Origin of the sequence: Aequoribacter sp., from assembly GCF_965659035.1 — a bacterium.
Classification (GTDB): Bacteria; Pseudomonadota; Gammaproteobacteria; order Pseudomonadales; family Halieaceae; genus Aequoribacter.
In genome coordinates this window covers 41,659-63,337 of the sequence record NZ_CBFHWH010000004.1, presented here as the reverse complement: position 1 = coordinate 63,337, position 21,679 = coordinate 41,659, and the positions used below count along the sequence as shown (strand labels likewise).

The 21,679-nt window shown below is 51.7% G+C and carries 18 protein-coding genes; 6 read left to right on the top strand and 12 right to left on the bottom strand.

The genetic code is table 11. From position 1 onward, the window contains the following. Positions 1-132: 132 nt before the first annotated feature. On the bottom strand, positions 133-1,029 hold the full coding sequence (locus ACTF5Z_RS01655) for a hydrogen peroxide-inducible genes activator (protein ID WP_438984246.1): 897 nt from the start codon (positions 1,027-1,029) through the stop codon (positions 133-135). A 139-nt stretch (positions 1,030-1,168) separates the two neighbouring features. Between ACTF5Z_RS01655 and ACTF5Z_RS01650 the strand changes: the two genes are divergently transcribed. The 3 genes from ACTF5Z_RS01650 (at position 1,169) to ACTF5Z_RS01640 (ending at position 3,621) form a co-directional block, all read left to right on the top strand. Next, positions 1,169-1,588 (top strand): rubrerythrin family protein, encoded by a 420-nt coding sequence (locus tag ACTF5Z_RS01650; protein ID WP_009574689.1) that lies wholly within the window; start codon positions 1,169-1,171, stop codon positions 1,586-1,588. A gap of 98 nt (positions 1,589-1,686) precedes the next feature. After that, positions 1,687-3,009, top strand: coding sequence for a heterodisulfide reductase-related iron-sulfur binding cluster (locus ACTF5Z_RS01645; protein WP_438984245.1), 1,323 nt, complete (start codon positions 1,687-1,689; stop codon positions 3,007-3,009). A gap of 15 nt (positions 3,010-3,024) precedes the next feature. Next, complete coding sequence (locus ACTF5Z_RS01640) at positions 3,025-3,621, top strand: DUF3501 family protein (RefSeq protein ID WP_438984244.1); 597 nt, start codon at positions 3,025-3,027, stop codon at positions 3,619-3,621. A 62-nt stretch (positions 3,622-3,683) separates the two neighbouring features. Here the strand turns inward: ACTF5Z_RS01640 and phrB are convergent, their stop codons facing one another. Then, on the bottom strand, positions 3,684-5,087 hold the full coding sequence (gene phrB, locus ACTF5Z_RS01635; protein ID WP_438984243.1) for a deoxyribodipyrimidine photo-lyase: 1,404 nt from the start codon (positions 5,085-5,087) through the stop codon (positions 3,684-3,686). 21 nt (positions 5,088-5,108) lie between these two features. After that, positions 5,109-6,218 carry an NADH:flavin oxidoreductase gene (locus ACTF5Z_RS01630; protein ID WP_438984242.1) on the bottom strand — a complete coding sequence of 370 codons (1,110 nt, stop codon included), beginning with the start codon at positions 6,216-6,218 and terminating at the stop codon, positions 5,109-5,111. Between the two features lie 183 nt (positions 6,219-6,401). On the opposite strand from ACTF5Z_RS01630, the gene ACTF5Z_RS01625 reads away from it, so the two are divergent. Next, on the top strand, positions 6,402-7,697 hold the full coding sequence (locus ACTF5Z_RS01625; RefSeq protein WP_438984241.1) for a DASH family cryptochrome: 1,296 nt from the start codon (positions 6,402-6,404) through the stop codon (positions 7,695-7,697). Position 7,698: 1 nt separating this feature from the next. Then, positions 7,699-7,851, top strand: a complete 153-nt coding sequence (locus ACTF5Z_RS01620) for a DUF2256 domain-containing protein (RefSeq protein WP_423850484.1) — start codon at positions 7,699-7,701, stop codon at positions 7,849-7,851. Between the two features lie 55 nt (positions 7,852-7,906). Here the strand turns inward: ACTF5Z_RS01620 and ACTF5Z_RS01615 are convergent, their stop codons facing one another. The 4 genes from ACTF5Z_RS01615 to ACTF5Z_RS01600 all read right to left on the bottom strand — a co-directional run bounded on the left by ACTF5Z_RS01615 (position 7,907) and on the right by ACTF5Z_RS01600 (position 13,632). Beyond that, positions 7,907-9,937 carry a M3 family metallopeptidase gene (locus tag ACTF5Z_RS01615; protein ID WP_438984240.1) on the bottom strand — a complete coding sequence of 677 codons (2,031 nt, stop codon included), beginning with the start codon at positions 9,935-9,937 and terminating at the stop codon, positions 7,907-7,909. A 104-nt stretch (positions 9,938-10,041) separates the two neighbouring features. Beyond that, positions 10,042-11,070, bottom strand: a complete 1,029-nt coding sequence (galE, locus tag ACTF5Z_RS01610; protein WP_438984239.1) for a UDP-glucose 4-epimerase GalE — start codon at positions 11,068-11,070, stop codon at positions 10,042-10,044. A 67-nt stretch (positions 11,071-11,137) separates the two neighbouring features. Beyond that, entirely contained in the window at positions 11,138-13,126 is a 1,989-nt protein-coding gene (locus ACTF5Z_RS01605) for a BCCT family transporter (RefSeq protein ID WP_438984238.1), read from the bottom strand. A gap of 23 nt (positions 13,127-13,149) precedes the next feature. Then, complete coding sequence (locus tag ACTF5Z_RS01600; RefSeq protein ID WP_009576573.1) at positions 13,150-13,632, bottom strand: MarR family winged helix-turn-helix transcriptional regulator; 483 nt, start codon at positions 13,630-13,632, stop codon at positions 13,150-13,152. A gap of 137 nt (positions 13,633-13,769) precedes the next feature. On the opposite strand from ACTF5Z_RS01600, the gene ACTF5Z_RS01595 reads away from it, so the two are divergent. Further along, the gene (locus tag ACTF5Z_RS01595; RefSeq protein WP_438984237.1) at positions 13,770-15,305 is read left to right on the top strand and encodes a cryptochrome/photolyase family protein; all 1,536 of its coding nucleotides are present in this window, start codon (positions 13,770-13,772) and stop codon (positions 15,303-15,305) included. Here the strand turns inward: ACTF5Z_RS01595 and ACTF5Z_RS01590 are convergent. Genes ACTF5Z_RS01590 through ACTF5Z_RS01570 form a run of 5 tightly spaced genes read right to left on the bottom strand, consistent with a single transcriptional unit; the run spans position 15,302 to position 21,561 of the window. Further along, on the bottom strand, positions 15,302-16,630 hold the full coding sequence (locus tag ACTF5Z_RS01590; RefSeq protein ID WP_423850354.1) for an ABC1 kinase family protein: 1,329 nt from the start codon (positions 16,628-16,630) through the stop codon (positions 15,302-15,304). The genes ACTF5Z_RS01595 and ACTF5Z_RS01590 overlap by 4 nt on opposite strands. Beyond that, complete coding sequence (locus tag ACTF5Z_RS01585) at positions 16,620-18,014, bottom strand: ABC1 kinase family protein (protein WP_438984236.1); 1,395 nt, start codon at positions 18,012-18,014, stop codon at positions 16,620-16,622. The genes ACTF5Z_RS01590 and ACTF5Z_RS01585 overlap by 11 nt, the downstream gene beginning before the upstream one ends. Before the next feature lie 29 nt (positions 18,015-18,043). Continuing rightward, positions 18,044-19,168, bottom strand: coding sequence for an acyl-CoA dehydrogenase family protein (locus tag ACTF5Z_RS01580; protein WP_438984235.1), 1,125 nt, complete (start codon positions 19,166-19,168; stop codon positions 18,044-18,046). Positions 19,169-19,178: 10 nt separating this feature from the next. After that, positions 19,179-20,378: an acyl-CoA dehydrogenase family protein gene (locus tag ACTF5Z_RS01575; protein WP_423853572.1), complete on the bottom strand. Its 1,200-nt coding sequence runs from the start codon at positions 20,376-20,378 to the stop codon at positions 19,179-19,181. A gap of 10 nt (positions 20,379-20,388) precedes the next feature. Next, positions 20,389-21,561, bottom strand: a complete 1,173-nt coding sequence (locus tag ACTF5Z_RS01570) for an acyl-CoA dehydrogenase family protein (RefSeq protein WP_438984234.1) — start codon at positions 21,559-21,561, stop codon at positions 20,389-20,391. Positions 21,562-21,679 lie beyond the last annotated feature (118 nt).

The following is a 21,679-nucleotide window of genomic DNA, read 5'->3' as shown; positions in this document are numbered from 1 at the left end:
CCGCGTAAAGTCGCTTAGTATCTCACAGCCGCAATCAAGTGGCATCTAGTTCAAGTGCACCAAAATGCAGGATTGGCACGCCGTGTGCAGAATAAATCACGAGGCGGGCGCGAGTTCAAAGCGCTCATGCGCTCACCGCGTAGCTGCCACGATCTCTCCCAGAGCTCGATAGTCATCCGCGCGTGGGCTTTTTTTACGCCACATTAAACCAATATTTCGTGAGATTGCGTCAGCGGCAAACGGTTTGAGACTGATATCAACCCCCGCCAGTAAAGAGCCATGAACCGCCATATCTGGGAGTAAGGTAACGCCTATCCCGCTTGCCACCATTTGCACAATGGTATTCAAACTGGTGGCTTGAAACGGCAAGGATACGTCTTTCAGTTCAAGGTTACAGGCCTCTAACACATGATCTCGCAAGCAGTGACCGTCCTCAAGCAGCAACAGATCTTGACCTCGCAGATCATCGGGCAGCATGCTGTCGCGTTGATGTAATGAGTGGCTATGGGCACAAGCGAACCAAAACTTATCCTCATACAAGACTTCTGTGTCGACGTTTTCCGCCTCAAACGGCAAAGCCAGCAGCAGCACGTCCAAATCGCCCTTATTCAAAGCCTCGACCAAGTGCCCACTTAAGTCCTCTTTCACCAAAAGTTTAAAGTCTGGATGTTCTTCCCGCAGTCGTTTCATTAAGGACGGCAGAACGAATGGCGCGATAGTGGGTATCACGCCCATGCGCAAACGGCCCGTAAAAGGCTTTTGCGAGGCGTCACAAACGGCGATCATATCCTCGATATCTAGTAAGGTAGCGCGAGCGCGTCGCACTACTTCTTGACCAATGTCAGTTAATAGAACGGTTCGGCTTGTTCGTTCAAGCAGAACCACGCCTAATAGATCTTCAAGTTCAGAGATGCCGGCACTAAGGGTGGATTGCGACACAAAGCAGGCTTTAGCCGCTTGTCCGAAATGTCCAGCGTCCGCTACCGCTAGGAGGTAGCGCAGTTGTTTGAGGGTGGGCTGTCTACTCATCGATTTTTCCGAAAGGTAAGTCTGATTTTTTTCATTATACAGATCATCCGTTCGGCTTTACACTACGTATCCCTGCATAGTGTAGGGCTTATTCCGGTCGTGCACGACCATCACTAGTGGTAAACAAGGAGTAAAGACAATGTCACTAAAAGGTTCAAAAACCGAACAAAACCTGAAAGATGCATTCGCAGGTGAATCACAAGCAAACCGTCGTTACCTATACTTCGCCGCCAAAGCGGACGTTGAAGGCTACAACGATGTTGCAGCAGTATTCCGTTCAACTGCAGAAGGCGAAACGGGCCACGCTCACGGTCACTTAGAGTACTTAGAGGCTGTAGGCGATCCAGCAACGGGTCTACCCATCGGTAGCACTGAGAACAACCTGAAAGCAGCTATTGCAGGTGAAACTCACGAGTACACCGATATGTACCCAGGTATGGCGAAAGACGCGCGTGACGAAGGTTTCGACGAAATCGCTGACTGGATGGAAACTTTGGCAAAAGCTGAGCGCAGCCACGCTAATCGTTTCCAGAAAGCTTTGGATCAACTCGACGGTTAACTCCAAAGTCACGCGCCTGATCCAGGTGCGTGCCAGGGGGCCCAAGCGCTTGGGCCCCTTTTTCGCTACATCAATACCGAATCTTGAGGGGAAGCATCGTGAGAGAAGGCAGCTTAGAGGCACCTACACGCCATCCGGTTGAATGGAAATCGGAAGAATTTTGGGACAAAGACGCACTGAATGATGAATTAGAGCGCGTCTACGACATCTGTCACGGCTGCCGCCGCTGCGTAAGCCTGTGCGATTCGTTTCCCACGCTATTTGACTTAGTCGACGAATCGGAAACCATGGAAGTCGACGGCGTCGCCAAGGAAGACTACATCAAAGTTGTCGACCAGTGCTACATGTGCGATCTCTGCTACATGACTAAATGCCCTTACGTGCCGCCACACGAATGGAATATCGACTTCCCTCACTTAATGCTTCGTGCCAAGGCGCAGAAATTCAAGAACGAAGGCGCTCGACTTCGTGACAAGGTGTTAACAAGTACTGATACAGTATTTGGCATGACCTCTATCCCTCTGGTCGACGTAACAGTCAACGCCTTAAACAAAAACGACACCTTCCGCAAAGTATTCGAAAAAGGCTTTGGTGTGCACAGAGAAGCACCAGTGCCTGAGTTTCACAGCAAGACCTTGCGCAAGCGCGTCAAACCTATGATCAAGAGTCTAGAGCCTAAAGAAGTAGGTAACACCACGGGCAAAGTAGCGCTTTACGCGACCTGTTATGGCAACTACAACAGTCCAACCCTAGGGGAAGACTTTGTAAAAGTCTTTCAGCACAACGGAATTTACATTGATATCGTCCCCAAGGAAAAATGCTGTGGCATGCCTAAGCTTGAGCTGGGTGACCTAGACACCGTCGAAAAATTGAAAGACGCCAATATCCCCGTGTTGGCCAAACTGGTCGATGAGGGCTATGACCTCATTGCGCCCATTCCTTCGTGTGTATTGATGTATAAGCAAGAATTGCCATTGCTGTTCCCCAACGATCCCGATGTCCTGAAGGTACAAAAAGCCTTCTTTGACCCCTTTGAGTACTTATGGTTGCGCCATAAAGGCGGCGAATTGAACACAGAATTCCCGAATGCGCTGGGTGACATTGCCTACCAGGTCGCTTGCCATTTACGTGTGCAAAACATCGGCATGAAAACCCGCGACGTGCTGAATTTGGTACCCGAAACCACCGTCACGGCTCAAGAGCGCTGCTCGGGGCATGACGGCACCTACGCGGTGAAGGAAGAAACCTATCAAAAAGCCGTCAAGATTGCGCGCCCAGTGGTTCGTAAGGTCGACGAGCAAGAGCCAGATCACTTCTCGAGCGATTGTCCAATGGCCGCAACTCACATTGCCGAACTGTCCAGCAAAGTGGATAAACCCAAACACCCCATGACCCTACTGTGCATGGCTTACGGCCTATAAACTTAGGAGGATACTATGACTTTATCCAGAGCCGATCTCTGGTCACTTGAAGAATACGCACAAGAGCGTGCGGGCTTTCGAGACAAGGTGCTAGCGCACAAAAAATCGCGTCAACTAGCGTTGGGTGCGCATGCGCGTCTGTACTTTGAAGATGCGCTGACCATCAAATACCAAATCCAAGAAATGCTGCGCATTGAGCGCGTATTCGAGGCGGAAGGCATTCATGAGGAACTCGACGCCTACAATCCGCTCATCCCAGACGGACACAACTGGAAGGCGACGTTTATGATTGAGTACACCGACCCAGCCGAGCGTGCTGTGCGTCTAGGCGAGCTTATTGGTATCGAAGACGTAACCTGGCTTCAGGTCGAGGGCTTTGACAAGATCTTTGCGATCGCCGATGAGGATTTAGAGCGCGATACCGCTGACAAGACCTCAAGCGTTCACTTCATGCGTTACGAGCTTACACCAGCGATGATTACCGCCGCGAAGAAAGGCGCGAAAATATTGGCTGGCATTGACCACGATAATTACCGCATCGACGCGTTTGAAGTCGCTGACAATATTCGCAACTCGCTGGTGGCTGACCTCAACGAAGCCGCAATTAACTAGTCACTCCTGGGCGTGCAGCGCCATATCCCCCCTCGCTTTGCTGCACGCCTTTTTTCTGTCTACTAAACCGATTTAAACGCCGCAAGGGCCCGCTCACGGGCAAACTTCAATTCAACGATCGGTTCAGGGTAAGCACTCGCCAAGCTTTGTCGCATCAAGGGCGCGGGCATGTGGATATCCTTATTGGACAACTCGCTCAACTCGGGTACAAAGCGACGAATAAATGCCCCGCTAGCATCAAATTTTTGGCTTTGAGTAATCGGATTAAAAATCCGAAAATACGGTGCCGCATCAGTGCCTGTCGACGCCGCCCACTGCCAACCCCCATTATTTGCACCCAAATCACCGTCGATTAAATGCTGCATGAAAAAACGTTCCCCCTCACGCCAGTCGATGAGTAACTGTTTAGTGAGAAACATCGCGACTAACATGCGCAGGCGATTGTGCATCCATCCGGTTTGGACCAACTGCCGCATAGCGGCGTCTACGATGGGATAACCCGTGCGCCCGTCACACCAAGCAGCAAAGTCCTCGGGAGCATTGCGCCAAGGAATCTTCTCGCCTTCGACTCTAAAGCAGCGGTTCATCGATACGCGGGGGTAGGTATCTAGGATATGAATGTAAAAATCCCGCCATATGAGCTCGCTGATCCAGGTATCTGGGCCTTGCCTACCCTCGTGGATGTCACCACGATTGGCACCTATGGCGGCGTCTAAACACACTCTCGGCGAAATGACGCCGGCAGCCAAATAAGGACTCAGCTCCGAGGTACCAGGCTCTGCGGGTAAATCGCGTTTAGCCTTGTAGTGGTCGATACGATCCTCACAGAAATGCGCTAAACGATTCATGGCCGCGTCTTCCCCCGCTGGCCAAAACTGGTCCACTGCCTGTTTATCGACAGCGGGCAAATCGCTACTTGGCACAGCCGCAGAACAGCGGCGAGGCTCTGGGGAAGGATAAATTGGTGCAGGGTCAGCTCGCCAGCGCTCTATCCAAGCGCGTTTAAAGGGGCTAAATACCGTATAAGGGTTACCTGTCTTCGTCAGAAGGCCTAGTGGTTTTATGCCAAAGTCGTGATACCAGTGGCAACTGACTTTGTCCGCTAGTACCTCGCGTATAACTCTGTCGCGCTTTTGCTCATTAACAGGGTATTCGTAATTAGCGTAAAGATTTGTGACGCCTAACTCCTCGCACAGTGTTGGCAAATCCTGCACGCAGTCTTCAAAGGTCTGACAATGTTTGACCATCAGGGGAATATTGAGCTCGCTTAACCTCTCCTTCAATACGGCTAGGTTGCGCCATAAAAATCGCTCGCGCACTGGGGCCATATCGTGCAAACGCCACTGCTGTGGCGTCGCACAAAAAAGGGCAATGACTTCTACTTCGGGGTCAAGGCAGGCATGCCAGAGTGCCGTGTTGTCGTAAACGCGTAAATCTTGTCGGAACCAAACCAAATGTCTTGTCAAAACGGCACCCCTTTAGGCCGTTTATTTAAGCGTCATTAGCATCTTAGAATCGTAAGACTCGAGCTCATCAAAACGACCGGCTTTAACCATAGCTGGCCACTCTGGATTGGCAATTAATGCACGACCCACCGCAACCAAATCGAATTCGTCATTGCTAATACGCGTGATTAGCTCATCTAGACTTGCCGGTTCGGCGGCACGGAAAGCGGTTTCGCCTGCTTGTGGCAAAAAGTCTGCGTTCAGACCCACACTACCCACACTGATGGTGGGTTTACCCGTCAGTTTTTTTGTCCAGCCTGCCAAGTTCAGATCACTGCCTTCAAACTCGGGCTCCCAGAAACGGCGCGTCGAGCAATGGAAAATGTCGACACCAGCGTCCACGAAAGGCATTAAAAATTCGTTTAGCTGCTCTGGCGTCTTGACCAACTTCACCGTGTAATCCTGTTGTTTCCACTGCGACCAGCGCATGATAATTGGGAAGTCGGGACCCACCGCCGCGCGACAGGCTTTGATAAGCTCGACCACAAATCGGGAACGATTTGCCATTGAGCCACCGTATTCATCAGTGCGTTGATTGGTACCCTCCCACAGGAATTGATCGGGTAAGTAACCGTGTGCACAGTGCAGCTCTACCGCATCACAACCAATCGCTTTAGCATCGCGCGTCGCATCGGCAAAGGCCTTAATCACGTCGTCAATGTCCTGCTGAGTCATGACATGACGATTGACCTTGCCGGGCACGTTCATACCAGACGGACCGTACCCCGGCACATCGCCCTCGGGGGGCGTCCCCGCTTTACGCACGGCACCTACATGCCAAAGCTGTGGCGCAAATTTCCCGCCCTCAGCGTGCACGGCCTCGACCACTCGCTTCCATCCGGCTAAACGTTCTTCACCGTAAAAATAAGGAACACCCGGGTAACCACTAGCGCCCGGGTGATTGACACAAGTACCCTCGCTGATGATCAAACCCACACCCGCCGCGGCACGTTTGCGGTAGTACTCGATGTTTGCATCCGTCGGGATGTTATCGGGCGATGAATTGCGCGTCATGGGCGCCATGGCAATACGATTGGGCAAGCTTAAATTGCCCAAAGTTACGGGCTCAAACAGGCAGCTTATGTCAGTCACGGTGACTCCTAGTCATTATTGTAAAGCGATTAGCATACGGGCTCTCGATGTTAAGGCCAAGCGCCTCGCGCGGTCAGCTTGCGACAGTCACTATTTGTGACGATCAACGCGTGAGCAGTGGACTGGTAATAAGAATCCGAGCCCTGAGTTAACGCGTATCTACGAATCAACTCAGAGGCTTTTATGCGCACCCTACTTTGGTTACAAAACGATCTCCGCCTAGCTGACCATGCAGGCTTTCAGCTGGCCAGTCAGGCAAGCGAATTACTGATTGTCTACTGCTGGCCAAAACCCAGACCATGGTGCAACCTCACGGGACTGGGCGCGCAACGAACGCGATTTTTGAGCGAAACTCTCGAGCATCTCAGGCACCAGCTTGGCGAACTTGGACAAGACATATTTGTCAGCGTACAACATCCTGAACAAGTGCTACCCCTGATGATAGAAGAGCTTGGCATTGAGCACGTCATCACCTCGCGTCCGCAGGCATACAACGAAAGCAACTCGCTCAAAGCACTGCAAGACGCCTTAGACTGTGCCGTTAGTGTAACGCGGGGCAACACCCTTTTCGACGAAGACGATCTCACTTTTGATCTGGCCGATCTACCCAAACACTTCACACCATTTCGTAAAAAAATGGAGGCCCAACCCATTGCAGAGCCACTTGCGCCGCCTAAGCAACTACCACCGAAAATGACCGAAGTGCGATACGGCCCTACTCCATCCAGTAACACTCGCCCTCACCCAACGTTTCCGTATCGCGGGGGCGAGCATGAGGCCCTGCGACGAATTAAACACTGGATTTTTGACCGACAGGCTATTGCGACCTACAAGCAAACACGGAATGCTCTTGACGGGTTAGACAATTATTCGGCGCTCGCGCCCTGGCTTGCGACAGGTGCCCTCTCGCCCCGAACGATCATGCAACAGGTAACACGATTCGAAAATGAATTCGTAGCTAACGATTCGACTTATTGGGTGTTCTTCGAACTACTGTGGCGCGAATTTTTCTACTGGCGCGCGCAAATCGATGGCGTACATCTGTTCTTGCCCTATGGCGTGGCGCGCAAAAAACAGTTGCGCACCTTCGATCCGCGCCAGTTCACCCGCTGGTGTCGTGGTGAAACCAATTACCCTCTGGTCAACGCCTTAATGCACCAACTCGTACGCTCAGGTTTTATGAGTAACCGAGGCCGTCAAATTGCGGCCAGCAGTTTGATCCACGACCTCGGTGTTGATTGGCGCTACGGAGCTGCGTTTTTCGAGAAGCATCTCATCGACTTCGACGTGGCCAGCAACTACGGCAATTGGCAATACATAGCAGGGGTAGGTAGTGATCCGCGCGGGGGCCGGCACTTCAATATCGATAAACAAACCGAGCAATTCGACCCCAAAGGGCTCTTCACTACGCAGTGGGACGGCTATCGCACCCCTCAGCCCGAGTTTGTCACTGACGCCGCCGATTGGCCGATAAGCTAAAATGGCGCACAAAAAGCTAAACCTTCCAACTAAAATTTGTCCCGTATGCGAGCGCCCGTTTGCCTGGCGGGCTAAATGGAAACGCGACTGGGACAACGTCATTTATTGTTCTAAGCGCTGTGGGGCTGAAGGGCGTCGCATGAAGCGCTTATGAACGAACCAGCCTTGAGAAAACCCGCCCCCGCAATGCAGGGGCGCAGACGCGGTGGCTACAGATTGCTCAATAAATCAATATAAGCCTGTGTTGAGAAGGGGCGCCCCAAGAACTCTTCAACAAACTCTGCAGCAGGCTTACTGCCTGCAGAGCCCAGCACAACATCACGGTACTGCTTAGCGACATCCGTATTGCGCATACCCTCTTCTTCAAAACGGCTGAACAGATCCGTCGCAATAGCCAGTGACCACTGATAGATATAGTAATTAGAAGAATAACCGTTCAAGTGGCCAAAGTTATTATAAAAGTACGTTCCCTCAAGATAGGGATACGGTGAATATTTTGCCTGCAGACTTTTCAGGGACTCTAGCAAATTCAATGACGCAGGGTCTTGCGAGTACAAATCTAATGACAGGTTCGCATAAAAGATTTGCTGTGCTGTGTTCATCGCCGTCGCAAAATAACGGGCTCGATTCATTTTTTCGACCAGTTCGGCGGGAATCGGTTCGCCCGCGTCGTTGGTCGCAAAACTCTGTAGGGTCTCTAGATCCCAAATCCACTCTTCTAGCATCTGCGACGGCGCTTCTACAAAATCACGCTCCATCGACATACCGGTAATGCTAGACCATTCTTGGGTACCCGAGAACATGTTATGCAACAAGTGACCAAACTCGTGCAGGTAGGTCTCGACTTGGTTGTGCTCCATCAAACCTGTAGGGAAGTTGGTGGCCAGCCCTGAAAGTGGTATGGTTTTGCCTTTGACACCCGAGCGTAGAGTCCAATGCGCAGCGTGCTTGTACTTGTTGTCACGCGGGTGCATGTCCAGATAGAAGCGACCAATCGCCTCTCCGTTCTCACGGACTTCCCACGCGGTAACGTCGTCATGCCAGGTTTGCGTTTTCCAGGGCACGATATCCACCCCGAACAAGCTCTCCGTTAGATCGAAAATGCCCTGCTGTACTTTGTCGAAGCGAAAATATTCGCGGACTTCTTTGGAATCCAAGGCGTAATCTTCTTCCTGAACCAAGTTCGACAAATAGCTACTTTGCCAAACTTGAACATCACCGGCTTGAGGATCAATTTTTTGATTGCGCGCTTTCAATATCGCCAGATCTTTTTCAGCAGCTTTTTTCAAGGCCACGCCGACTTCGTCTAAAAACGATTTTGCGTTCTCAGGCGTTGCGATCATCATGCCGTCCATCGCATAGGCCGCATAGCTGTCGTAACCCAATAAGTTGGCCAACTCGTGACGTTTTTCAATTAAACGCTGAAGGTTTGCCTCATTGGTCGGAGAGCCAATACTAAGCCGCGCTGTCGATAAAGCTTTGCGCAAGGCGTCGTTGTGGCCGTAGCGCATAACCGGGAAATAGTCGGGGTAATCGGTGCTAATTTTGACTACACCATTCTCGTCGGGTTGGTGTGTCTCAAGATAATCTTGCGGCAGACCGTCTAAAGCCTCGACGGTCGTCTCGACATAGCGGGTGTCATCGCGAATGGTTTTGTCAAACTGGTTACCAATTTCTGTAATTTCTTTGCGGAGAGCCCGCACTTTGTCGCGTGTGGCTTCATCTTTGTCGACGCCGGCTTGGCGAAAATCGCGCAGCTGATTGTGAACCATTAGGCGCTCTGAATCGGTTAAACCCACGGTATCGATCGCCGCCACACGGTCATAAAAAGCGCGCGACAGGCCAATACCAGAGGCAAAATCCGAGTAAAGCTGAGTACATTCAGTAGCTGCGTCCCGGACCGACTCATCAGGATGTACTGACTTCATGTACCATGCGTGTTGAATCTGCTCGAGGTTGGTACCCATGGCCTCGTAAGCACCGTAAACCGACTCCAGCGTTGCTGGCGAGGTGTCCCCTTCAATCGCCGCAAATTGCTCTTTTGCCGTCGCGACCGTTTGCTCGCACAATGCGCGCAGTTCTTCGGCTGGCATCGCGTAATCCCAACCATCTTTAGCCAAAGAAACTGTTGGTTCTGGCTCGACGGCCGCAGGCACTTCAGGTGTTTTAGCATCGCCGCACGCACCGAGTGCGAGCACGGCAGTCAGTACCGAAAAATGTAAGATGGATTTTACCGACACGTAGACTTCCTCCAATGTTATCAACGCGACCACTATGCCCAGTCTAGCAAGGCCGGTAAAGCCTGTAGCGACCAAGTGAGAGAATCTGTCGTTTAGCGGTTAATCTACAGCCCTACAAAACCTTCAGGGTTAGCCGATTGCCAGCGCCATGTATCCGCCATCATGGCGTCTAGATCGCGTTTAGCGCTCCATCCCAGAACCTTCCCGGCAAGCTCGGCATCGGCCCAGAACTCGGGCAAATCACCCGCTCTTCGATCGATAATTTGGTAGGGTATAGCAACACCTGTTACGCGCTCAAAAGCGTGCACCATCTCAAGTACGGAGACGGGCGTGCCAGTACCTAGGTTAAATGCATGAGAGCCCCTGTTGACCAAATAATCTAACGCCAGCACATGACCTTCAGCTAAATCCATGACATGCAAATAATCACGCCGACAGGTGCCATCGGCCGTTGGGTAATCACCACCAAAAACCGACAGCTTTGGTCGGCGACCAACTGCGACTTGCGCAATGAATGGCATCAAATTGTTAGGAATGCCCTGTGGATCCTCGCCAAGACGACCGGACTCGTGCGCACCGATGGGGTTAAAATAACGCAAATTAACCGCCGACCACTCAGGGTTCGAAACGCACAAATCTTCCAAAATACGTTCGATCATGGCCTTGCTGGCACCATAAGGGTTGGAGGTTGTCCCGCGCGGTAACGACTCCCGATAGGGTGTCGGCGCTTCTATGCCATACACCGTAGCCGATGAGCTAAACACGATGTTACGAACCTCGGCGCGCTCCATAGCGGCAAGTAAGGTCAAGGTGCCACCGACATTCACCGTGTAATACTCGGTCGGCTTTTGTACGCTTTCGCCCACGGCTTTAAGGCCAGCAAAGTGAATAACCGACTCGATGACATGGCTTGAAAATAGGCGATCAAGAACGCCCTCGTCTTGAATATCGCCCTGCACGAAAGTAACAAGTCTTTGTGTCAGCGCTTCTACTCGCTCGATCGCCTCGCGATGCCCGTTGCTCAGATTGTCGATAACAACCACATCATAACCGGCCTGTAAGCAACACAGCACGGTGTGCGAACCAATATAGCCCGCGCCCCCCGTAATCAAAATCGTTTTCGCGTCAGCCACGCATCACCTGTCTCAGTTACCACAAATCCTAAAGAGTGCTTATGATACAAAACCGGGCTTTATGTCACTAGCGCAAAGACTGCAAAAAGTGCATGTGATGCTCGTATTGGTTCACAATGTCGGTAATCACCTGATCTTTAGACCAACCCATCACATCGTAATCCTGCCCGCCTTCCGACAGATGCACCTCTGCGCGATAGTAAACCTTGTCGGAATTTCCGGTCGCGACCTCACCCGATTCATCAATAGGCACTTGATGAGCGCTGCAGTGCACCTCGTAAACAAAGTTCATTTCACCGCCGTGATCCACCGTAATCGCCGCTCGGCCTTCCTCGTCAATCAAGTCAGTTAAGGTATAGCGCACTCCGTAGCGTTCGATTTCTCGCCCAAAGTCTTCCAGCGCCGGATAGACAGAATCTCGCTGAAACCGCTGAATACTATTTTCACTCGGATAGTGCATCAATAGCTGAAGACGCTTCTTCCACTCTCCCTTATCGCTAATAGAGGGCATAGTAACATCGAGTAAGGCCATATCGCGCTTGGCCTTATCGATATGCAGAGCGCGAGCAAAACCAAAAATTGCCGCCATTAAAGCCACCGAAAACGGCAAGGCGCTGGCAATCGCTGCGGTTTGAAGAGCACCCAGTCCACCCGATAAAAGCAGCGCAATGGTCACTAGAGTAATTATCCCGGTCCAAACCGTACGCTGCAGTCGCGGCGTATCGTCTCGGCCATGCGCAGACAGCATGTTAAGCACCATGGCACCACTGTCTGCCGACGTCACAAAAAACACTACCACCATAACGATTGCCAAACCCGAGATAATGGACGAGCCGGGTAGGTACTCAAGGAACTTAAACAGCGCGACGGCCTGATTCTCTTGCACGGCCTCGCCAAAGGCCACTTGCCCTTGGTGCAAAAGCAACTCAATGCCGCTATTGCCGAACATTGCCATCCACAACAAGGTAAAACCACAGGGAATGAACATCGCACCAATGACAAATTCGCGAATGGTCCGGCCACGCGAAATTCTGGCGATAAACAAACCTACAAAGGGTGACCAGCTTAACCACCACCCCCAGTAGAAGATCGTCCAGCCGCCCAGCCAGTCGGTTGGGTTATAGGCGTACAAATTAAACGTTTTCGTCACTAAATCCGACAAGTAGCCACCAATGTTTTGCATAAACATCTGCAACAACATGACCGTAGGGCCAGCCAATACCACCCCCACCAACAAGATCACCGCCAAACCCATATTCAACTCTGACAAGCGTTTTATGCCGGCATCTAGCCCCATTACCAAAGACAAGGTCGCTAAAATCATAGTGACGATAACAATAATAATCTGCGCCGTGGTATTGATGGGCAGGCCCGTTAGATAGTTAATACCACTGTTGATCTGCAGAGCACCGAAACCCAGACTGGTGGCGACACCACAAATGGTTGCAACAATCGCAAAGGTGTCCACTATCGAGCCGATAGGGCCATAGATCTTATCGCCGATCAACGGGTATAGCGCTGAGCGCAGGGTTAAGGGCAGATTGTGCCGAAAAGCAAAATACGCCAGTACTAAAGCGACAATCGCGTAGATCGCCCAGCCGTGCAGCCCCCAATGGAAAAACGTCAGCCGGATCGCCTCTTTTGCCGCCGCAACCGTTCCCGCATCGCCCGTAGGAGGCGCTAAGAAATGCATTACCGGTTCGGCCACGCCGAAAAACATAAGTCCGATGCCCATCCCGGCTGAAAACAGCATCGCAAACCAGGACGATCGAGAGTAATCGGGCACGGAATGATCTGGACCTAACTTGATATCGCCCAGACGTGAAAACCCAAAAAACAGGACCGCCACCAAAATGATGGCGACGACCAGCACATAATACCAACTTGCGTACTGGGTAATCGCTGCTTGAATTTGACCAAAGACCGCACCGGTGGCCTCTGGCATTGAAGTCGCCGCTAACACGAGTGCCAGTACAATTAAAATGGACGAAAAAAAGACGGGCTTATCAATAATAAAACCGCCACTGTTCAGCTGGCTGTGCACTTGCTCTTGCATGAATAACCTTTTGGGTTGTTATTTTAGTCGCTCGGGGTGGCTTGTAGCGTTCCAATCTCAAGCATTGGGGCAGCGTCAATATCGACCGCATTCATCATCACCGCTAGACGCTGTACCGAGGAGAGAATCTGGTTCTGCTCCCACTGCTCTAATTGACTAAAACGCGCGATAAAATTATCTTGCAAAGGCGCAGGCGCTTTACTCAAGAGCTGCCTACCCTGTTCGGATAATGTCAGCTGATAACTGCGGCGGTCTCGTTCAGAGCGAATACGCTGAATCAGACCCCGCGCCTCCAAACGATCAAGAATGACTGTAACGGTGCCTTGGCTTAGGTTGACTTCGGCAGCAACACGCTTCGGTGTCACCTCAGGAAGTCGGTCAATCGTTTGCAAAATAACCAATTGCGGGCCTGTCAAGCCGGCCTCTCGATTCAACTTTTTTGAGTGCAAATCAATAGCACGAATAATTCGACGTAACGCAATCAGCAGCTCTTGCTCAACTGACATAATCCACCCATAAATACTTTGATGTAAAACTACTTAAGTTGTACCACGCGAGACAAAAAATTTCGACCTAAAAAGCGCTTTACGCAAAATTTAAACCTCAAGATAGACCGATTTTTCAAAGCTCACGTACAACCACCATGACTAAAACAAAACGCCTAATACTTATACTCGCCGATCAGCTCTCATGGCAACAGCCTGCGTTGTTAGACTCATCGCCCGATACCGATACATTGGTATTTGCTGAAGTTGCACAGGAAGCGACCTACGTTCGCCACAACAAGCATAAGATTACATTTCTATTTGTCGCCATGCGCAAATTCGCTGACCAAGCTCGTAACAAAGGCTACTCAGTGCGCTATTTTACGATTGATCAGCAAATTAAAACGCTACTCGAAGCCGTACAAAATACTTTGGCCTCACAACCAATCTTTGACGCTGTGCATCTGTGTGAGCCAGGCGAATATCGACTCAAGCGCGAAATACAGACCTGGGACGGCCAACTAGGCGTACCCTGTGTTGTGCATGAAGATAGCCGCTTTTTGTGTTCACACACCGAATTTGAAGCCTGGGCTGACCGTCAAAAAACGTTTCGCATGGAGTATTTCTATCGCGGTATGCGCAAGCGCCTGAATATCCTCATGGACGATGATAAGCCCGTTGGCGGGCAATGGAATTACGATGCCGATAACCGATCGGGCTGGCGCAACAAAGATGCCATACCGGAACGCATAAAATTTTCTGTCGACGCAATCACCCAAACGGTGATCAATACCGTCGAACAACACTTTAGTGATCATCCAGGTGATTTAACACAATTCTCGTACGCGACCGATGCAACCCAAGCACAGGCGCATCTAGCGCAATTCATACAGACCTTCTTACCGCGGTTTGGACAATATCAAGATGCGCTTGCTGAAGAGTCGACCACGCTGTTCCACGGCTTGATCGGCCTGTATTTAAATGCGGGCTTATTAGAGCCTGCCGACGTTTGCAACCAAGCCGAAACCGCCTACCGAGCGGGCCGAGCTCCCTTAGCGGCAACGGAAGGCTTTATCCGCCAAATCATGGGGTGGCGGGAGTATGTGCGCGGAATTTATTGGTACCACATGCCACGCTACGCCACACTGAACACATGGAACGCCGCTACGCCACTCCCGTCTTGGTTTTGGAGCGGCAACACTCATATGCGCTGCCTACATAAAAGTATTCAGCAAAGCTTGGATACGGGTTATGCCCATCATATTCAGCGACTCATGGTCATCGGTAATTTCAGTTTACTCGCAGGTTTGTCAGTCTCTGAAGTCTGCGATTGGTATTTGGCCATGTACGTAGACGCCTACGAGTGGGTGGAGCTGCCCAACACCTTAGGCATGGCGTTAAACGCGGATGACGGCATTATGGCTAGCAAGCCTTATGCGGCTTCGGGCAAGTACATTGCCAAGCAAGGCAATCATTGTCAGCAGTGCCCTTACGACCCCAAACTCACCACTGGACCTAAAGCTTGCCCCTACAACAGCTTATACTGGCGCTTCATTGATCGTCATCTGGACAGCTTGAGCAAAAACCCCAGAATGGGCTTGATCACTGGCCAATGGCGTAAACGCGCAGCAGACGAACGCGAAAGCATTGTTCAGTGGGCCGATCAATTACTTGACCGCGTAGAATCGCTCTAGGACTTTATCGCCGCCTGAAACAGGTCGTAGACAGGCACACGAGCCTGTAGGCGATGGGCTAACATAAACATGCCACCAATTTTACGATGGAAGTAAATAGCCTCGGCGGGCGGCGCCTGCCAAAAATCTTTATGCTCAGTAATCTTATTCGACAAAGCCATCATGCGGCTTGGCATATCCGACTGGCCAAAATCATAAACGCCCGGTGTGCTCAAAGGTTCCAATGCAATATTAAATACATCCAGAATTAAGTCGCGGTAAGGGCCCTCGGTATCGCCAATGGCGTAACCCAAACGATCAGCCGCCGCCAACATTCGAGCTGTATTTCCAGCCACGGCGGCCTTGGCTAAGCTGCGATAGTCATTCACAAATTTTACCTTGAACGCACGAGTGGCACCAAAATCCAACAGGACGATTCGGCCCGATGGGTAGTCGTAGCGGTAATTGGCAAAGTTGGGGTCGGTTTGCACCAGACGCAATTCAAACAGCTCGATCAAGAGTAGCTCAATCAAGGCCGTCATTACCCTATCACGCGTGTCTTGCTCGGCGTGCTCTAGGGACTCTATCGGTTCGCCAGGGACAAAGCTCATGGCCAAGGCATGCTTATTCGACAGTTCATCGACTGTGTCGGGCACCCAAAAGCGCGCGTCCTCTTGTAGCGCCTCACCAAAGCTTCGCAAATGGTTCGCCTCGAGCTCATAGTCCGCTTCGTCTTTGAGCTGTTGCTTCACCGACTCTAATAGCGGTGCAACGTCGACCTGCTCGGGTACCAAGCCAGACCAACGCAACAAGGTTGCCATGTTGTCGACATCGGCATCAATACTGGCTAATACCCCGGGGTATTGAAGCTTAACCACAATATCACGACCATCGTGCAGCTGAGCTTTATGCACCTGACCTATTGATGCCGCTGCAAAGGGCTCGATGTCAAAACGTGCAAACAACTCGGGCCAATCGAGACCGTAAATCGACTGCAACGTCGCGCGCGTTTGCTTTTGTGGCAGAGTGTGTGCCTCGGCGCGCAGTTGACTAAGCGCGTCGGCCAGAGGCTTGGGCAAAAAGTCACCGGTGTCCATCGACAGCATTTGACCCAGTTTCATCGCCGCGCCACGCATTTCGCTTAAGCGCTCTGCTACTCGCTCAGCATTGTTGGGGGTCAACAGTAAATCACGCATCGAAGGTCGCTGCCCCTTTGACCACTGTTTCACCCCCTCGGCAACCATGCCACCCGCTACCCCGCTGGCGAGGCGCGCCATGCGGCTAAGACGTGCAAACCGGCTGGAGGGCAGGGCTTTTTGCTTGGGCGGTTTATTATCACTCGCCATATTTGTTCTCCAACCAGCCATGAATGTGGCTTTGTGCAATCGCATGCCCGTTAAATCTTGGGTTTAACATGCAAATAAAGGTAAACACGCCCGTCAGTTTTCGAGCAATCACAGCAAACTGCCGTGTCGGTGTCGCGAAATGTTTGTGTTTCACCGACTGTGCCGCCAAGCGTCCCACGCGTCGCATCAGGTTCGATTCTGCCCAACAATAGCGTCCTTGGTCATCAAGATACTCCGACGGCAGCGCTTCTGGGGGGCGCAAGGGCTCGAGCAATTGTAAACAAAAATCCGCAAAGCTCTCGCGTGCTTCGGAATGACTCGATGCGCTCAGACAGCCTAAGTCAATCAACGCTTGTATGAGCGCCGACCGGTCCTGGGCCTGGCCCGCAGCAATCGTTCTACCTAAAGCATCCAAAAAGGCTTCTTCAAACGCGATCGTGGAGCCAAAATCCAGCAGCACAAGCGTGTCAAGCGATTGACTGTCACCGCGTGCTTTAGGTCGGATTAGGTAATTGCCTAAATTCGGGTCAGTTTGCAGCACACCCCAGACGTACAGTTCTTTGAAGAATAGGTCCAGCATCGCTTGAGCTAGCGCATTGCGCCTAGACAAAGACAACTTAGATAAAGCCGGATTATCAACGCTGACACCGGGCTCGTAGGATAAAGCAAGCACTTGCGCCGTGCTGTATTGCGCATAGACTTTGGGGACTGCAACAACACAGTTTGAATGCGATGAGTCGGCCTCTAGCTGCTCACGCATGGCCATCGTGGCGAGTGCCTCACGTTGATAGTCCACTTCCAACTGAAGTTGTTCGCGCAGCGTTTGTATCCAGGCATCAAGCTCACGGCCCGAGCGCAACCAACGCGCCACCGTCAGCATTTTCACCACGGCATCAAAGTCAGTATCAATGGTATCAGCCAGTCCCGGATACTGAATTTTCAGGACCAACTCTTCCCCCGTCGTTGTTATCCTAGCGCGATGCACTTGCGATAAAGACGCCGCAGCTAAGGGGTTTGGGTCGATCTCTAGCTCATCAAAATTAGGTATCAATCGCAGCTGAGGCAACAACTGCGCGTACGGCAGAGGCTCGGTCGCGTCGTGCAGGTCTCGCAAAGCCACCACCAGAGAGGGGGGCAAAAAATGCTCGCCCAGTAGCGCCATCATCTGCCCTATTTTGACGTAGCTGCCCTTCATTTTACCGAGTTCAGAAACAAATCGGCGAGCCTCGTTCACCGCAAAATCAGACTGCCCTGGGTCTTTACCCATGGCGCGATTTATTAAGGAATCGGCGGCCAGAGCACCGCCAGCGCGCAGGCCAGCAAGACCCACGCCCAGACCGCGCCCAAAGCCTGCAAGTAGAGATTTCGAAGATTTTTTCGTCATATGCCCTTACTTACGAGTAAGGGCATATTTCAGACTTGCTCGTCATCAAGAATCAATTGCGCGAGGCGCTTGCGATGATGCATTGGGTCACCGAACGCTTGCTGAGCCCAGAGGCCTCGGCGCAAGTACAATTGTGCATCGCATTCGTAGGTAAAGCCCATGCCACCATGAAATTGTACTGCTCGGTCACCGGCAAACACTAGGGTTTCAGAAGCTTTTGACTTGGCCATGTGGCACGCAATTCTCGCATCGCGGCTAAGTGCATCCGCATTAAGCTCAGTTGCCGCTTGATAAATCAGAGATTTACTTGATTCGATAGCACACAAGATATCGACACTGGGGTGTTTTAGCGCTTGATACGAACCAATCAACTTACCAAACTGCTTGCGCGTTTTTAGGTAATCAACCGTCACATTTAAGCATGACACCGCAGCACCGGTTGACTCAGCAGCAACCAACAAAGCACCAATGAGCTGCGTCTCTTCAAGCGCTTTTTCGGCGTTACTCGCAATCACCGTGATGTCGGCTTCTGCTATATCCAAAGTAATGGATTGCGCACGGCGGGTGGCGTCCAAGACATCGTGTTTAGTGCGGCAAGCGGTATCGATCTGGTCACCACGCACAACTGCCAGAACTTTGACGCCTTCGCGCATGGCTGGAATGACGAAAATAGTAGCATCGGCAGCATCGGCCACATGACGTTTCGAGCCCTGCAATTTACCGTCTTCAATGCGTGTCGTGAGATGCTGTGAACCCCAGTCGTCAGCTTCTACGAAAGCCACCGTCGCTTTTGCTCCAGCAGCGATCTGTTCTAGCGAGGTAACCGCCGCTGGGTCGCCTGTCCGACGTAAACACTCAGCAGCCAGCACGGTGCTCATCAATGGCGTCGTCAGTAACCTTTTGCCCATGCATTCAAACAATGGGACCAATGCGCCAAGACCAAAATCTGAGCCGCCGACCGATTCAGGCAAAGCAAGCCCAGTCCATCCCATCTCCACCATTTGCTGCCAAGCAGTCTCGTCGTAGCCTATATCGTCTTCCAGTAGGGAACGCACCTTATCAATGGGCGACAAATCCGCACACAGACCTTGCGCGGCATCCAACAACATAGCTTGCTCTTCACTAAAGCTTATTTGTGTTTTACCAAAATCCATTACGCCTCTCCTATTTCGGCAAACCAAGCACATGCTCGGCAACGATATTGGCTTGAACTTGCGACGTTCCGCCGCCAATCGTGGCGGAGAAACTCTGCATGTAAGCTCGCTGCCAAAACCCTCCCTGAATGGCCTGAGAGTCCTGCACATAGAGCGAACCACCAGCGCCTTGAAGGCGAACGGCCGCCAACCGCATACGGCGCGCGTGCTCGGTCCAGCGTAATTTCGTCGAGAGCGGGAGCGCCATTCTGAAATCATTATTCAGTGCCCCGATGTGAGCACGCTTTTCACCAATACTGATGGCCTTATCCTCGATCAGTAACTGCATAAGCTCGTCGCGCACAACCGGATCTTGTAACACCTCTGAACCATCCCGCTGCTTACCCTGTAACATCTCGATCATGTCTTCGAAAGCAATGCGCACCATCGATAAGCCGCCAGCTGCACCGGCTTCCGCGCCGCGTTCGTACTGCAGCGTCTGCATCGCAAGTTGCCAGCCTTTACCCTCTTCACCCATCAGACAAGAGGCTGGTATGCGAGCATCGTTAAAGTAGGTCTGAGTAAACCCATACTCGCCTGTTAATTTACGAATGGGCTTTGGGTCGATACCGGGTACTTTCATCGGTGATAAAAAGAAAGACAGGCCGTCGTACTTGCGGTCAGTGTTTGGATTCGTGCGCGCCAGTAAGATCATATATTTGGCGTAGTTGCCCATGGTGGTCCAAATCTTGCTGCCGTTGATGACGTATTCATCGCCGTCGCGCACTGCGCGACACTGCGCAGAACCTAAGTCTGAGCCATGATCGGGCTCTGAAAAGCCTTGGCACCAAATATCTTCACCAGTCAAAATACCTTTAAGGTACTTTCGTTTTTCTTCTTCAGTGCCTACATCGTTGATTAGAGGGCCTGCCCAACCTAAGCCGATCACGTTAAAGGCAATAGGTACCGACGCTCTGGACATTTCTTTATCGGCAATACTTTGAAAGACCGGCTCAGCACCTTGTCCTCCGTATTCACTCGGCCACGCCATCCCCAAATATCCGGCAGACCAAAGCTTGTATTGCCACTCTCGCAAAAAATCCAGTTGCTGCTCGCTACCCACCTCCATAAAGCTTTGCGGTAGCAAAAATCCGGGGTCAGCGGGTTTGTTGGCCTTCAACCACGCCGCGACTTCCTGTCGAAAATTTTCTAGTTGTTGTTCTGTCGCCATAAATGTCCCCTTACAACTGATACTGTCTGGCTGCGAGATCACGCATAATTTCCTCTGAGCCCCCGCCGATTGCGTTAACTCTGACTTCGCGATAAATACGCTCTACGCGGTTGCCCCGTAAATAGCCGGCACCACCCAAAATTTGCATAGCCTCGCGAGCACAAAACTCCATGACTTCGCTCGCTTGCACTTTTAACAGCGCAATATCTGCCGCATTGGGTTGCCCTATCTCAATTTGCTCGTAACAGGCACGAATATAGGCTTGGGTCGCGTTTAGCTTTTGTTTCATGGCCGAGATCTTATGGCGAATGACCTGATGATCCGCCAAACGCTTACCGAAGGTTTTGCGTTCACGCGCCCAGTTAACCGCGTCTTCCAAGCAGACCCGCGCGGCGGCCTCCATTTGCGCCGCCATTCCCATGCGCTCTGAATTAAAATTGTGCATGATGACCTTAAAGCCCTGGTTCTCTTCGCCAATTAAGTTGGTCACGGGCACCCGAACCTCATCAAAATACAAGGTCGCGGTATCTGACGCCCACCAGCCCTGTTTTTTATTTAACGGCGTTCGAGAAAATCCCGCTGCATTAGTGGGGATCAACAACATCGACACTCCACCAGGGCCAGGACCACCAGTGCGTACCGCCGTGCTTACCCAATTGGCGCGCATCCCGCCGGTAATAAACGTTTTAGACCCCGAGACCACGTACTCATCACCGTCGCGTCGAGCGGTCGTCTGTAAACTTGCCACGTCAGAGCCACCACCGGGCTCTGTAATACCCAGCGAAATCCACGCCTCGCCAGCCAAGACTTTCGGCGCTACTGCCGCTTTGACTTCAGGTCGAGCAAAATTAATCACTGGCGGTAAGCCAATGCCATGCACCATTAAACTCGCGCCAACACCGCCGGCGCCGACACGCGCCAGCTCTTCGTTGACAATCCACGAATGCCAAACGTCAATACCCTCTTGAACACCACCGAACTCTTCGGGGTAGCCCATGCCTAACAGCCCGATTTCAGCAGCCTTGGGCCATAATGACAGGGGCAGTTCGCAGGCCTCTTCCCACTCTTCCACGAAGGGAATAACCTCGGTATCCATAAAACGGCGCAACTGATCCCGCCAGGCAATATGCGACTCAGTGATATTAGGGTTGTACATTCGGGCGCTATCAAAATCGAGCGACATGGGTTCGGTTACCTCGCAAAAGCAAACTGGATAGAGAATTATTATTCGTTAAATTCAAATCAGCGTCTTACTGTAACACCCCAAAGTCATTTTGCTAGGTCTAAAACCGTCTAAAAAC